The organism is Microbacterium sp. JZ37 (genome assembly GCF_035188445.1).
In the GTDB taxonomy this organism is placed as follows: domain Bacteria; phylum Actinomycetota; class Actinomycetes; order Actinomycetales; family Microbacteriaceae; genus Microbacterium; species Microbacterium barkeri.
The window spans coordinates 3,292,793-3,306,955 of the sequence record NZ_CP045253.1 but is presented as its reverse complement, the minus strand read 5'-3'; the positions used below and the strand labels follow the sequence as shown (position 1 = coordinate 3,306,955).

At 69.6% G+C, this 14,163-nt stretch carries 10 protein-coding genes; 1 reads left to right on the top strand and 9 read right to left on the bottom strand.

Going from position 1 to position 14,163, the window contains the following annotated elements:
* Positions 1-35: 35 nt before the first annotated feature.
* The 8 genes from GC092_RS15260 to GC092_RS15225 all read right to left on the bottom strand — a co-directional run bounded on the left by GC092_RS15260 (position 36) and on the right by GC092_RS15225 (position 9,629).
* A complete protein-coding gene (locus tag GC092_RS15260; RefSeq protein ID WP_324013066.1) occupies positions 36-1,478 on the bottom strand; it encodes a glycoside hydrolase family 32 protein in 1,443 nt (480 codons plus the stop codon).
* Positions 1,475-2,500 carry a LacI family DNA-binding transcriptional regulator gene (locus tag GC092_RS15255; protein WP_324013064.1) on the bottom strand — a complete coding sequence of 342 codons (1,026 nt, stop codon included), beginning with the start codon at positions 2,498-2,500 and terminating at the stop codon, positions 1,475-1,477. The genes GC092_RS15260 and GC092_RS15255 overlap by 4 nt, the downstream gene beginning before the upstream one ends.
* Entirely contained in the window at positions 2,497-3,408 is a 912-nt protein-coding gene (locus GC092_RS15250; protein WP_416383281.1) for a carbohydrate ABC transporter permease, read from the bottom strand. Before GC092_RS15250 ends, GC092_RS15255 begins: the two co-directional genes overlap by 4 nt.
* Complete coding sequence (locus GC092_RS15245) at positions 3,405-4,286, bottom strand: carbohydrate ABC transporter permease (protein ID WP_324013062.1); 882 nt, start codon at positions 4,284-4,286, stop codon at positions 3,405-3,407. The genes GC092_RS15250 and GC092_RS15245 overlap by 4 nt, the downstream gene beginning before the upstream one ends.
* 64 nt (positions 4,287-4,350) lie before the next feature.
* Positions 4,351-5,688 carry an ABC transporter substrate-binding protein gene (locus tag GC092_RS15240; RefSeq protein WP_324013061.1) on the bottom strand — a complete coding sequence of 446 codons (1,338 nt, stop codon included), beginning with the start codon at positions 5,686-5,688 and terminating at the stop codon, positions 4,351-4,353.
* Positions 5,689-5,736: 48 nt separating this feature from the next.
* Entirely contained in the window at positions 5,737-7,209 is a 1,473-nt protein-coding gene (locus GC092_RS15235) for a GH32 C-terminal domain-containing protein (protein ID WP_324013060.1), read from the bottom strand.
* A 139-nt stretch (positions 7,210-7,348) separates the two neighbouring features.
* Positions 7,349-8,074 carry an aspartate/glutamate racemase family protein gene (locus GC092_RS15230; RefSeq protein WP_324013058.1) on the bottom strand — a complete coding sequence of 242 codons (726 nt, stop codon included), beginning with the start codon at positions 8,072-8,074 and terminating at the stop codon, positions 7,349-7,351.
* A 25-nt stretch (positions 8,075-8,099) separates the two neighbouring features.
* Positions 8,100-9,629: an NCS1 family nucleobase:cation symporter-1 gene (locus GC092_RS15225; RefSeq protein ID WP_324013056.1), complete on the bottom strand. Its 1,530-nt coding sequence runs from the start codon at positions 9,627-9,629 to the stop codon at positions 8,100-8,102.
* Positions 9,630-9,779: 150 nt separating this feature from the next.
* Here GC092_RS15225 and metH point away from each other — a divergent pair, with 150 nt between their 5' ends.
* A complete protein-coding gene (gene metH / locus GC092_RS15220; RefSeq protein ID WP_324013054.1) occupies positions 9,780-13,400 on the top strand; it encodes a methionine synthase in 3,621 nt (1,206 codons plus the stop codon).
* Here metH and GC092_RS15215 read toward each other — a convergent pair.
* Positions 13,315-14,022, bottom strand: a complete 708-nt coding sequence (locus GC092_RS15215; RefSeq protein WP_324014935.1) for an ECF transporter S component — start codon at positions 14,020-14,022, stop codon at positions 13,315-13,317. The two genes, metH and GC092_RS15215, sit on opposite strands and share 86 nt — an antisense overlap.
* Between the last annotated feature and the right edge of the window lie 141 nt (positions 14,023-14,163).

Here is a 14,163-nt window from a genome sequence, read left to right as displayed (position 1 = left end):
TGGCGTGTGCGGACGGCGGCGTTCGAAGGGCAGGGTCAGGCGAGGGCGGCGGCGAGGGCCTCGGTCGGACGATCGGCGGCGAGATGGGCGGTCGAGGCCCTGACGGCGCCCGCCCGCTCGGTCTGCAGGCTTGCGACGACTGGGCCGTCCCCGAGCATCACGAGATGTGTGATCGTCGCCGCGCCGTCGTCGGCGAACACCTCGAGCAGAGGGCCGTCGAGGCTGATCAGCAGCCGTCGTGTCGATCCGTCCTCGATCAACCCGGTCGTGCACGCCGATGCGAAGTCGGGATGGACGGCCTCCGCGTCGGGGCCGCCGCGCTCGAAGCGGAGGGTCGCTGTCTCGGGATCGTGGCTCAGCTCTGCGAACGCGTCGGCGTCGCCCGCGAGCCGCAGGCGCAGAGAACCGGTCGTGCGCGGATCCCACTCCAACTCGAGCAGGGAGTGGCCGGTCAGGGCGAGCTCAGCGAATGGTCTCGCGGCGAGGACCACCTTCGACGGCGTATCGGCGAGGTGCTCACGCACGAAGACCGGGGGTTCCTGGCGCAGTCGCACTCGTCCGCGACAGTCTCGGCGGAGCGAGAGTCGACGCGGGAGCGACATCGCTCCCCGCCAGGGCGACGACGGGATGGCATGGGCGTAGCGCCAGTTGCTCATCCACGCGAGCATGACCGCCTCGCCGTCTGGTGCGCTGTCGAACGTGACGCCGGCGTAGAGGTCACGTCCCTCGTCGAGCCGAGCGAACCGGCGGGTGTCGGGTGTGAAGGCGATCCCGTCGAAGGTCCCGGCGATCCAGCTCATGGCCGATCCGCGAGGATCGGCATCGTCGCCGACCGGGTTCGTGCTGAGCAGGAGAACCCAGCGGATGTCATCCGGATCGTCGTCGACGGCGAGCGGGACGAGGTCGGGGCACTCCCAGACCACACCGCCGGGTCCGAGTGGCCCGAACGAGCTGAGATGCTCCCACGTGCGGAGATCGTCGGACCCGTAGAAGAGCACCTGACGCGCGTCGGCTTCGACCGCGACGAGGATCCATCGATCGCGGCCGTCGGCCGTCGGGAACCGGACGACCTTCGGATCGCGGAAGGACGTCGTCCCTCGGTCGAGCACCGGGTTCTCGAGGTCGGGCGACCAGGTGAGGCCGCCGTCGTCGCTCACGGCGCGGGACTGCGCTTGCCGGCCGTCGTCGTATGCGCTCGTGTAGTGCGCGATGAGCCGGCCGCCGTCCTGCTCGGCCACCACGGACCCGGAGAAGATCTGTTCACCCGGCCGGTGCCGCAAAGCGACCGGGTGCTCGGTCCAGTGCGCGAGATCCGTGCTGGACGCGTGGCCCCAGCTCATGTTGCCCCAGTCGGACGACTCGGGGTTGTACTGGAAGTAGGCATGCCAGAGGCCGCTGTGATGGACCAGGCCGTTGGGGTCGTTCATCCAGTTGCGCCTCGGCGTGAGGTGGAACGCCGGACGAGGGACGCGGATCATGACCGAGGCTCCGCGATCGACGCGCGCGCGACGGGAGGGCAGGCGATGCGGCGCAGTCCGTCGGCCGCCTCGTCGATGCCGAGCAGAACCCGCACGCCGGCGGCCCCCAGCTCGTAGTGCGGGAGGGCGACCGTCGACAGGGGCGGTCGGAGGTGCGCGGCGATGACCTCCTGGTTGTCGAACCCCATCACGGCGATGTCCTCCGGCACGCGTCGTCCGTGTTCGCGGAGTCCGTCATAGAGGCCCATCGCCACGCGGTCGTTGTGACAGAACACCGCTGTCGCCTGTGACGCGAGGACCTGCCGCGTGCACGCGTAGCCGCCCTCCTGCTCGGGCGCCGCGGGGAGGACGAGCGCGTCGTCGAAGGGGACGCCGGCCGCCTCGAGGGCTGCGCGGTAGCCCGCCAGGCGTCCGCTCTGAGCGGGCGAGGGCGTGGTCGTGTTGATGAAGGCGATTCTCGTGTGCCCCGCTGCGAGCAGGACCTCGGTGGCCGTGCGGCCGCCCTGCTCCTCGTCCGGCACGACGGCGGGGAGGCCGCTGCCCGGCGCGAAGCAGTCGACGAGCACGGTGTCGGTCTGGCGGAGCGTCTCCGGGACGACGATCTCGCGGTGGTACCAGGTCGAGTAGAGGATGCCCTGCACCTGGTGCTCGAGCATCATGGCGATCGCGTCCGTCTCGGCGGCGGTGTTGCCGTCGGTGTTGGCGACGAGCAGCACATAGCCGTGCTTCCAGGCCTCGTCCTGTGCGCCGTGGATGATCTGGCCGGCGAACGGCGTCGTCGCGATCGCGTCGGCGACGAGGCCGATGAAGCGCGAGGAGCCTTGCGACAGGGTCTTCGCGAGGGCGTTCGGACGGTAGCCGAGTTCGAGCACGGCCTCTTGCACGCGGCGGCGGGCGTCTTCGCCGATGCGCGCGCCGGGCTTGTCATTCACGACGTGGGAGACGGTCGCCACCGAGACGCCTGCGGCCCTGGCGACGTCTCTCATGGTGACCGGCGAGCGCCCGTGGTCGGTGGTCGTCATCCCTTGGTCGCTCCGCTCTCGAGTCCGCTGATCATCGCCTTGTTGAGCACGAGGAACACGAGGAGCAGCGGAGTCACCGTGACGCACACGGCGGCGAACGTCGCTGTCCAGTCGGTGTTGCCCATCGCCCCGATGTAATTCTGCAGGCCGAGCGGGATGGTCTTGAGACCATCCGACAGCACGAACGTGTTCGCGAAGATGAAGTCGTTCCAGATGAAGATGCTGTTCACGAGGACGACCGTGATGATCGTGTTCGCGGAGAGGGGGAAGGTGATCTTCGCGAAGATCCGATACGGGCCCGCTCCGTCGAGTGAGGCGGCCTCGTACATCTCTCGCGGGATGTACTCGTAGAAGGAGGAGAACAGGTACACCGACATCGGCAGAGAGAACGCCGCGAGCGGAATGATCATCGACATATGGGTGTCGAGCAGGCCCACTTGCGAGTAGTCGATGAACAGCGGAACGAGCGCGATCTGGACCGGCACGATGATGCCGAGGAGGAACAGCGAGCGCACGAGCCCGCTGAAGCGGAAGCCGAGCACCTGCAGGGAGTACGCCGCCATCATCCCGGCGATCACGATGAGCGCGCTCGAGCCGAGCGTCACGATGAGGCTGTTGAGGATGTTCAGCCACAGGTCGCCGGTCGCGAACGCCCGCTCGTAGTTCTCGAGCGTGTACGCCGACGGCAGGGCGAACGGGTTGCCTCCCGCGAAGTCGGACGCCGTGCGGAAGCTCGTCACGAACAGCCAGGCGAGCGGGTAGACCTGCACGACCACGATCAGGGCGACCGTGACGCTCAGCAGTGCGCGGTGGATCGGGAGTCGCTGCGTGCGCGGGCTCCGCGCGCGATCGCGCGGCGGTTCGGTCACGGCGGTCTCCGGAGGTCGGATGAGGGCGGGAGCGGTCACGAGTCGTCCCTTCGACGGAGCAGGAGGATGATGAGGCCGACGGCGACGAGGCACTCGACGACGATGAAGACCGAGATCGCGCTCGCGTACCCGTAGTCCGTGTGCACGAACGCGGTCTTGTACATGTACGTCGTCAGGAGCTCGGAGGCCTGCCCCGGACCTCCTCCTGTCAGGAGGTAGGGGATATCGAACCCCCGCAGGGCGAAGGTCGTCGCCATGATCGTCGTGGTGATCCAGACGGGGCGGATATACGGGAAGCGGATGCGCCAGAAGGTCTGCCACCAGGAGGCGCCGTCGAGACGAGCGGCCTCCTCGAGCTCGCGCGGGACCGCGATCAGGGCCGCGTAGATGATCAGCATGTACAGGCCGGTGAAGCGCCATCCCTCGGGGATCGAGACCGCAGCGAGCACGGTCTGGACGTCCGAGAGCCACGCGGATTGAAGGTCTTCGAGACCGAGCCACGCGAGCGCCTGGTTGAGGAGGCCGACCGGGTCCAGCGAGTAGATGCGCTGGAAGAGGAAGGCGATCGCGACGGTCGAGATCACGGCAGGCAGCAGGTAGAGCGTCTTCACGAGCTCCCGGGCGCGCGGCAGCGCGGTGAGCAGCCCGGCGACCGCGAGCGCGCCGCCCAGCTGCAGCACGAGGCAGATCGCGAGGTAGCCGAGCGCGTTTCCGAACGACGTCCAGAACACGTCGTCACGCGTGAGCATCTTGACGTAGTTGTCGACGCCGACGAAGACCATGTCGGTGATCCCGTCCCAGCGGAACAGACTGAGGACGAGCGACTGGATGATCGGCAGCAGCACAGCGACGCCGTAGAGCAGCAACGGCGGGACGAGGAACACCGCGACCGAGAGCGCCGAGCGGCGCGGCAGCATGGACGTCCGCATCGTCGGGCGGGGCCGGGACGGGCGGCGTACGCTCGCCCCGGACCGAGCCGTCTCAGCCATCGAGGTTCTCCGCGAGGGTCGCGTCCATTGTCTCGATGAACTGGTCCGGGGTGATCTCGCCCTGTACGAGCAGCGTCAGCTCCTGCTGGAGGCGCGTGTTCGTCGCGGGATCGAGCTGCGTGTCCCACGGCATCGCGATGGCCTCGCCGACGCCGTCGGCCTGCTCGACCGCGCGCGTGTACAGGTCGGTGGCGCCCTCGGGGATGGCGGTCTCGGAGGTCGTCGTCGGAGACAGTGCGCCCGTGGCCGCGTAGACCTCGGGGTAGCGCTCAAGCGCGAACGCGAGGAAGTCGCGGACGAGCGGGTCGTACGTCTTCGCGTTCACGGCCATCCCGATGCCCGACGGCGTCACGTACTCGTTATCGGCCGTCACCGCCCCGTCGATCGTCGGCAGCGTGAAGTAGTCGACGGCGTCTCGCACCGCCGGGTCGAGGGCATCGGTCGCGAGGCTGCCGAGCTCCCAGGTCCCAATGTTGTAGATGGCCGCGCGCCCCGAGGTGAAGAGCGCCTGCGCGTCCGCGTATCCGGTCGAGGAGAAGCCGTCGGCGAAGCAGCCGGCCTCGCCGAGTGCGTGCATCCACTCGGCAGCGGCGCGACCCGCCGGGTCGGCGAACGACGCGTCGCCGTTCTTGAGGTCCTGAACGTACTCGGGCCCGGCCATCCGGAACGGGTAGTAGGCCAGGTAGCGCTCGAGCGGCCACTGGTCCGCCCCGTCGAGGGCGATCGGTGTGATGCCGGCGGCGCTCAGCTGCTCGCACATCTGCGGAAAGTCGTCGAGTGTGGCGGGCACCTGGACGCCCGCCTCGGCGAAGAGATCGGTGTTGTACCAGAAGAACTCGAGCTGGAACTCGAACGGCACCATGTACAGCGACCCGTCGTCGAACCGCTGGTAGGCGAGGGCGGCCTCGCGGTAGTCGTCGGCGAGTCCGAGATCCTCGAGGAGCAGTTCCACGTCGACCATGCGACCCTGATCGGCGAGCTTCTGCGCGAACGGCGTCGCATCGGTGTCGAACAGCTCGGGCAGCTTGTTCGCCGCGGCGAGCGTCTCGTACTTCTGGATGTACGAGGGGCGGTCCGGTGTCGTGATGAGGTTCAGAGCGAACCCGGGGTGCTCATCGGCGTACTCGTCGGCGATCTGCTGCATGGCCGTGATCACGCCGCCGTCTGCTGGTCGGGAGAGGAGCCACGAGATCTCGCGGGCGACGATCTCGCCGTCGGGGTCGACGTCGGCGGGATCGGAGGAGGCGGTCGTGCCGGAGCAGCCGGCGAGGGCGAGAGCGGAAGCGGCGAGGCCGGCGAGCAGCGCCGCGCTGCGGTGAGGGCGGGACATGGTCGTCATCTCCATTGACTGATCGATCGGGTGTGGGCGGGCGTCGGCTCAGCGGCCGAGGGAGAGGAGGTTCTCGCGGCGATCCGCAGAGGCGGTGGACTCGGGGACGCGGACGGTGAGTTCGTGCAGGAGTGCGGATCCTTCGCCGACAAAGAAGCCCACGCGGCCCGAGGTGCGGTCGTAGATGCGCGTGCTGAGCACCGTTGCGTCGTCGAGGGTCGCGACGCAGATGTCGCCGTCGACGAGGACGTCGAGTACGTGCGCGCCCGGGTCGACGGTGCACGGCCGCTCGAGCTCGACCGCGAACGGGACGTCGCCCGAGATCTGCCATTGCTCGCCGCCCGTGCGGCGCCTCGGCCAGCGGTCGAAGACGAGGCGGTTGCGTCGAGGCTCCACGCGGATGGCGTAGCCGGCGTCGCCGTCGGCGCTCGTCCGCAGGAGCATGCCGCACTCCGTCGTGCCTTCGCTGATCTCGAACTGAGCAGTGACTCGGAAGGCGTCAGGGGCATCCTCGTGCGAGAGGATGTGCTGATAGCCGTCGGGTGCGGCGAGCGTCTCAGCGTGCATGACGACCCCCGTCGACCCGGTGGAGTAGGCGCTGCGCAGCTCGGCGGGCGGATGGAAGGCGAGCGTGCCGTCCATCCGCTGCTCCGCCTCGAGCACCGAAAGCGTGCCGGCCCACTGCCACGCGCCGTCGTCGCACGCGCCTTCGCGCGTCGCGATCCAGCCGAAGAAGAGGCGTCGTCCGTCTCGCTCGGCCGACTTGGCCGCGTAGTAGGCCCGTCCGTCGAGCGTGTCGTGCTCGGGTACCAGCCACGGGCCGTCGAGGCTCCGGGCCATCCGGTACCGGGTGGTGAACGACTCGCTGAACTCCGACGAGACGAGGTACCACCAGTCCCCCCACTGGAACACCTCGGGACACTCGTGCGCGAGAAAGCGCCGCGGGTCCCAGAACGGCGCTGCGGGTTGCCACGCGCGCAGGTCGTGCGAGACGCACTGCGCGATGACGCCCCGTCGGCGCCGCGGCCCGCTGTCGTGGCGAGCCGTGATGAGCATGCGCCAGAGGCCGGCCTCGTGGTCGCGGAACACGAACGGATCGCGCCAGTCCGAGGTCTCGTAGCCGGGCGTTGCGCCGAAGGCGTCGTCGGGGTGCCGTTGCCACGTGCGCATGCCGTCTGCGCTCGTCGCATGCATGACGACCTGGACGGGAAGGCCGTCGGATCCGAGTACGGCCGGGTTCTGACCCGTGTAGAACGCGTGGTGGAGGCCGCTCTCGTCGCGGACGATGCTGCCGGTGTAGACGTTGAAGTCTGCCGCGTCCGGCCCGCCCGAGGCGAGTGCGACGCCCTTCTCTGAGAACTCGACGAGGTCCGTCGTCTCGATGCGCAGCCACGGCATTCCGGTCTTCGGTTCGCGGCGCTCTTCGTGAAGGTAGAAGAGATGGAAGACGCCATCCTCCTGCCAGGGGATCACGTCCCCCACCCAGGCTCCGTCCGGTCGGTAGAACCCTCGTCGGCTCATCGTCACCCCGTCATTGGTGGTTAATCGGTTGAGCAGGACGTTAGCAGGTCTCGGTGGAGATGGTCAAACGGTTAATCACGATCAAGGGGAACGGGCCCTCCGCGTCTGACGCGGAGGGCCCGTCGTTCGGCCCCCCTCGTCAGCGTGCGAGTGCGGCGAACCCGGTGACGCGCTTGGGGCGCGGCGGCGCATAGGTCCGCACCTTGGACGTGCGAAGGCCCAGGCGCACGAGGCCCTCCGCGACCGCGACCGCCGCCTGGACGCCGTCCACGACGGGCACCCCGCACAGCTGCACGACGCGGTCCTTCAGCTCGGCCATCCCGCCGCATCCGAGCACGATGACCTCCGCGCGGTCCTGCTCGACGGCGCGCTGCGCCTCCGCCGCGATCGCCTCGACCGCGCGGGCGGGGTCGGACTCGAGCTCGAGCACGCCGAGGCCCGACGACCGCACGGAGGCGCACCGATCGTGCAGCCCGGCGAGGACGAGCCGGTCCTCGATGAGCGGGACCGCCCGGTCGAGCGTCGTGATGACCGAGTACGAACGGCCGACGTACATCGCGGTCGACGCCGCGGCCTCCGTGATGTCGACGACGGGCACGTCGAGCAGCTCCTGGAGTCCTTCGCGCCCGTGCTCGCCGTACCCTGCCTGGATCACGGCGTCGTACGGGCCCTCGTACCGCGTCACCTTGTCCATCACGGCGATCGCGGCGAGGTAGCTCTCCACGTTCCCCTCGCACGACTCGGCGCCGAAGTCGGGGGTGAGGCCGATGATCTCGGTGCCCGGAGAGGCGGCCGAGCGCGCGGCCTCCGCGATGCCCTCGGTCATCGACTCCGTCGTGTTCACGTTCGCGACGAGAATGCGCATGTCGGTGCTCCTTCTTCCGGGGCGATCAGTGGGTCGGCGTGACGGCGATGTCGGTGCCGGCGACATCGTGGAACGGCCCGCGGCGATCGGCGATCACGGCGTACACGACCGCGGCGAGTCCGGCGGCGAAGAACCACGAGAAGTCGCGGACCGCGGCGAACGCGGGCAGGAACGTGAACAGGAGCGAGATCGCGCCCGAGATCGCGAGGGCGATGACGGCCCGTGGGTTGAAGCCGCGCGTGTACGCGTACTCGCCGACCGGCGAGGTCGAGTACAGCTCGGGCACGTTGATCCGCTGCCGGCGGATGATCCAGTAGTCGACCATGATGATGCCGAAGAGCGGGCCGAGCAGGGCGCCGAGGCCGCCGAGGAACACGTTGATCACGACGGGCGAGTTGTAGAGGTTCCACGGCAGGATCGCGAGGCCGATCACGGCCGACAGGATGGCCGCCTTGCGGAAGTCCAGGTGACGCGGCAGGAGGTTCGTGAACGCGTAGGTCGGGGCGACGAAGTTCGCCATGAGGTTCACCGCGATCGTGAGGGCGATGAGCGCGAGCGAGGCGAGCACGAGCAGGAAGGTGTTCGGGATGGCCGCGACGACGTCGGCGGGCGAGGTGATGAGCGTGCCGTTCAGGCGGAACGTGCCGCCCGAGAGCACGACGACGATCGCGCCGAAGAAGAGCATGTTGATCGGGATGCCCCAGAAGTTGCCCTTGACGACGGCCGCGCGCGACTTCGCACCGCGCGTGAAGTCGCAGAAGTTGAGCACGAAGGTGCCGTAGATCGAGACCCACAGCGACGCCGCGCCGAGCATCGTGAGCCAGAGCTCGCCGCCCTCGGCGGTGCCGAGCGGCGCCCAGTCGATCTGGAACCCGCTCTGGATGAGCACCCAGACGGCGAGGACGACGAAGGTGCCGAGGATGATCGGCCCGGCCCACGCCTCGTACTTGCGGATCATCTCCATGCCGTAGCTGACGATGACGACCTGGATCGCCCACAGGGCGAGGAACGTGATCCACCCGAGGGCCGACAGGCCGAGGAAGGATCCGGCCTGCAGCGCGACCGCTCCGGGCGCGACCGCGATGATGACGACCTGCAGCACCTGCGACGCGAGGTACGTCTGGATGCCGAACCATGCGATCGCGACGATGCCGCGGAGCAGGCCGGGGATCTGCGCGCCGTGCACGCCGAAGGCGATGCGGCTCATGACGGGGAAGGGCACGCCCGTCTTCTCGCCCATGAAACCCGACAGCGTCAGGAGCAGGAAGAGGAAGAGCGCCCCGAAGGCAAGTGCCCCGAGGATCGCGCCGCCGCTCAGCCCGAGCGCGAACAGGCCGATCGCGAACGCGTAGTTGCCGAGGCTGTGCACGTCGTTCGCCCAGAGGGTGAAGATGCTGTAGGCGCTCCAGTGGCGGCCCTCGCGGGTCGTGGGCGCGAGGTCGCTGTTGTAGAGGCGCGGGCTGATGCCGGCCTGGACGGCGAAGGTCGCGGATGGCGGGTTCGCGAGCCCCTCGGAGGCGCGGCTCGGGATGTGGACGTACTCTTCGGTCGACATGGACGCTTCTTTCCTCGACATCGTCGTCAGGGGAGAGGGATGATAAAAGTTCCATAATATGGAACGCCTGTTTCGGGTAAAGGAATTTCACCACGTCGTCGGTCGAGCTGTCAACGGTCTGGCCTGCGCCCGCGCCCTAAGATCGACCCCGTGCCGACCCCCTCGCTCCGCCACCCCCTCGACATCGACGGGATCCCGTACGCGCCCCGCGCGCAGGCGCTGCGCGACGCGCTCGCGACGCGCGTCGTCATCGCCGACGGCGCGATGGGCACGATGCTGCAGCGGTACGAGCCGACGCTCGACGACTACCAGGGGCTCGAGGGCTGCAACGAGATCCTCAACGTCTCGCGCCCCGACATGGTCGGCCGCATCCACGACGACTACCTCGCGACCGGCATCGACGCGATCGAGACGAACACTTTCGGCGCCAACTGGTCGAACCTCTCCGACTACGACATCGACGACCGCATCCACGAGCTCGCCGAAGCGGGCGCCCGCATCGCGCGCGAGCGGGTGGATGCGGCGGAGGCGGCGGATGGCCGGATGCGCTGGGTCCTCGGGTCGATGGGGCCGGGCACGAAGCTGCCCTCGCTCGGGCACACGACCTACGCGCACCTCAAGGAGACCTTCGCGCGGCAGGCCGAGGGCCTGATCGACGGCGGCGCCGACGCCCTCCTCATCGAGACGTCGCAGGACCTGCTCCAGACGAAGGCCGCCGTGAACGCGTGCAAGCAGGCGATCGTCGCCCGCGGCATCCGCCTGCCGATCTTCGTCGAGGTGACCGTCGAGACGACCGGCACCATGCTCATGGGGTCGGAGATCGGCGCCGCGCTCACGGCTCTCGCACCGCTCGGCGTCGACGCGATCGGCCTGAACTGCGCGACGGGGCCGCAGGAGATGAGCGAGCACCTGCGGCACCTCTCCAAGCACTCGCCCGTCACGGTCATGTGCATGCCGAACGCCGGCCTTCCCGTGCTCACGGCCGAGGGCGCGCACTACCCCCTCATGCCCGCCGAGCTCGCCACGGCGCACGAGCAGTTCGTACGGGAGTTCGGCCTCGGCCTCGTCGGCGGATGCTGCGGCACGACGCCCGAGCACATGCAGGCCGTCGTCGACCGGCTGCGCGGGGCATCCGCCGCCGAGCGGTCGGCGCAGATCGAGCCCGGCGTCGCCTCGCTCTATCAGCACGTGCCCTTCGACCAGGATGCGTCCTACCTCGCGATCGGCGAGCGCACGAACGCCAACGGGTCGAAGGCGTTCCGCGAGGCGATGCTCGAGGGCCGGTGGGACGACTGCGTCGAGATCGCGCGCTCGCAGATCCGCGTCGGCGCGCACCTGCTCGACGTGTGCGTCGACTACGTCGGGCGCGATGGCGTCGCCGACATCCGCGAGATCGTCTCGCGCTTCGCCTCGGCCTCCACCCTGCCGCTCGTCGTCGACTCGACCGAGCCCGCCGTCATCCAGGCCGGTCTCGAGCTCATCGGCGGTCGCCCCGTCGTGAACTCGGTCAACTACGAGGACGGCGACGGCCCGACCTCCCGCTTCGGGCGCATCATGCCGCTCGTCAAGGAGCACGGCGCGGCCGTGATCGCGCTCACGATCGACGAGCAGGGGCAGGCGCGCACCGCGGAGGACAAGCTCCGCATCGCCTCGCGCCTCGTCGACGAGCTCGTCGGCGAGTGGGGCATGAAGGTCTCCGACATCATCGTCGACTGCCTCACCTTCCCGATCGCGACCGGCCAGGAGGAGACCCGGCGCGACGCGATCGAGACGATCGAGGCCATCCGCGCCCTCGTCGCGAAGTACCCCGGCATCCACACGACGCTGGGCGTCTCGAACGTCTCGTTCGGGCTCAACCCGGCCGCCCGCTCGGTGCTGAACTCGGTGTTCCTGCACGAGGCGTCGCAGGCGGGCCTCGACTCGGGCATCATCGACGCCGCGAAGATCGTGCCGCTCGCGTCGATCCCCGAGGAGCAGCGCCAGGTCGCGCTCGATCTCGTCTGGGACCGCCGCGCATACGACGCCGACGGCACCCTGACCTACGACCCGCTCGCCCGCATGCTCGACCTCTTCGCGGGCGTCGACAGCGCCGCCCTCCGCGACCAGCGCGCAGCCGAGCTCGCCGCGCTGCCCACGGGAGAGCGGCTCCAGCGGCGGATCATCGACGGCGAGCTGAAGGGGCTCGAGGACGACCTCGACCTCGCGCGCGCCGAGGGGATGACCGCACTCGGCATCATCAACGACCACCTGCTCGAGGGCATGAAGGTCGTCGGCGAGCGCTTCGGGTCGGGCCAGATGCAGCTGCCCTTCGTGCTGCAGTCGGCCGAGGTCATGAAGACGGCCGTCGCGCTGCTCGAGCCGCACATGGAGAAGAGCGACGACGCGGGCAAGGGCCGCATCGTCCTCGCGACCGTGCGCGGAGACGTGCACGACATCGGCAAGAACCTCGTCGACATCATCCTCACGAACAACGGGTACGAGGTGATCAACCTCGGCATCAAGCAGCCGATCGCCGACATCATCGCCGCGGCCGAGGAGCACGACGCCGACGTGATCGGGATGAGCGGCCTGCTCGTGAAGTCGACGGTCGTCATGAAGGAGAACCTCGAGGAGCTGCAGGCGCGGGGCCTCGCGAAGCGCTGGCCGGTCATCCTCGGCGGTGCGGCGCTCACGCGCGCCTATGTCGAGGACGACCTCGCGAGCCTGTTCGAGGGCGAGGTGCGCTACGCGAAGGACGCGTTCGAGGGCCTCGCCCTCATGGAGCCGCTCGTCGCGATCGCGCGCGGCGCCTCCCCCGACGAGGTGGGCCTCCCGCCCCTCAAGAAGCGCATCCACCGCAAGGGCGCCGCCCTCACGCTCACCGAGCCGGAGAGCATGCCCGAGCGCTCCGACGTCGCGGCCGACAACCCCGTGCCGGCGCCGCCGTTCTGGGGCACGCGCATCGTGCGCGGCATCGCCCTGGCCGACTTCGCGGCCTTCCTCGACGAGCGCGCGACGTTCATGGGCCAGTGGGGGCTGAAGCCCGGTCGCGGCGACGACGGACTGTCGTACGAGCAGCTCGTCGAGCGCGAGGGCCGGCCGCGCCTGCGGTACTGGCTCGACCGCATCCTCGCGGAGGGCATGCTCGATCCGTCGGTCGCGTACGGGTACTTCCCCGTCGTCTCGGAGGGCGACGACCTGGTCGTGCTCCATCACGGAGACGATCCGGATGGCCGCATCGGCCGCGCGGGGCTGCTCGCGCCCGACGGAGGGTCGGGCGGGCCGGTCGGCTCCGACCGGCTGCGCTTCCACTTCCCGCGCCAGCGCCGTGATCGGCACCTGTGTCTGTCGGACTTCGTGCGCGCACGCGCATCGGGCGAGGTCGACGTGCTGCCCGTGCAGCTCGTGACCGCGGGCGCGAGGATCGACGAGGTGACCGCGCGGATGTTCGCCGAGAACCGGTACCGCGACTACTACGAGCTGAACGGCCTCGTCATGCAGCTCACCGAGGCGCTCGCCGAGTTCTGGCATGCGCGCATCCGCGACGAGCTGGGGTTCTCGGCCGAGGACCCGACGAGCACCGAGGGGCTCTTCAAGCTCGAGTACCGCGGCGCGCGCTTCTCGCTCGGCTACCCCGCATGCCCCGACATGGAGGACCGCCGCAAGGTCGTCGAACTGCTGCGGCCCGAGCGGATGGGCGTCGAGCTCAGCGAGGAGCTGCAGCTGCATCCCGAGCAGTCGACGGACGCGTTCGTCTTCCACCACCCGGAAGCGAAGTACTTCTCGGTGTGACGGCCGGCTTCGCCCGCCGCAGCGCGCGCAGGCACGCGGTGCCGACGAGGGCGAGCCCGACGACGGTCGTGATCGCCCGCAGCGTGTCCCAGCTCAGCGTGGAGGTCACGAGCGAGTACACGAGGAAGCTCGCGAGGTTCTCGGCGAGCGGCGCCCCGGGCGCGTAGGACGCTCCCGTGCCCGCCCCGACCGCGAACGGCCAGAACCACATGTTCATGATGAGCCCGAAGGCGTACGACGCCGCGACTCCGTAGACGCACAGCATCGCGATCTCGGCCCGTCCGCGCACGCGGCGGGGGAGGAGCCCCGCGCCCGCCGCGACCCATCCGCACGCGAACATCTGGAACGGCAGCCACGGGCCGACGCCTCCCCAGAGCAGCGCCGACATCCCGATCGACACGGCGCCCAGCAGCAGGCCGAAGCGCGCCCCGAGCACGCGGCCCGCGAGGATGAGCAGCACGAACAGCGCCTCGACGCCGCCGACGCCCGTCCCGACGATGCGGATGGCCGCGCCCACGGCGCCGAGGACGGCCAGGTGCGCGAGCGTGTGGGCGGAGCGCACCGAGCCGTCGAGGAGGGCGAGCACGGCGATGACCGCGAGCGGCGCGACGGCGACCGCCACGTACGGGACGGCGGCCTGCGCCTCGGTCGGGAGGGCGCTCGCGAAGAGGGGCCACAGGAAGGCCCCCCTGCGACGAGGTTGGCGAGTGCGAGCAGCGACCTGCTTCCGGTCGTTGAGCGAGCGGAGCGAGTCGGTTCGTTC

Coding starts and splice junctions, on each gene's coding strand:
- GC092_RS15260 (WP_324013066.1), bottom strand. CDS start 1,478: ATGATCCGCGTCCCTCGTCCGGCGTTCCACCTCACGCCGAGGCGCAAC.
- GC092_RS15255 (WP_324013064.1), bottom strand. CDS start 2,500: ATGACGACCACCGACCACGGGCGCTCGCCGGTCACCATGAGAGACGTC.
- GC092_RS15245 (WP_324013062.1), bottom strand. CDS start 4,286: ATGCTGCCGCGCCGCTCGGCGCTCTCGGTCGCGGTGTTCCTCGTCCCG.
- GC092_RS15240 (WP_324013061.1), bottom strand. CDS start 5,688: ATGTCCCGCCCTCACCGCAGCGCGGCGCTGCTCGCCGGCCTCGCCGCT.
- GC092_RS15235 (WP_324013060.1), bottom strand. CDS start 7,209: ATGAGCCGACGAGGGTTCTACCGACCGGACGGAGCCTGGGTGGGGGAC.
- GC092_RS15230 (WP_324013058.1), bottom strand. CDS start 8,074: ATGCGCATTCTCGTCGCGAACGTGAACACGACGGAGTCGATGACCGAG.
- GC092_RS15225 (WP_324013056.1), bottom strand. CDS start 9,629: ATGTCGACCGAAGAGTACGTCCACATCCCGAGCCGCGCCTCCGAGGGG.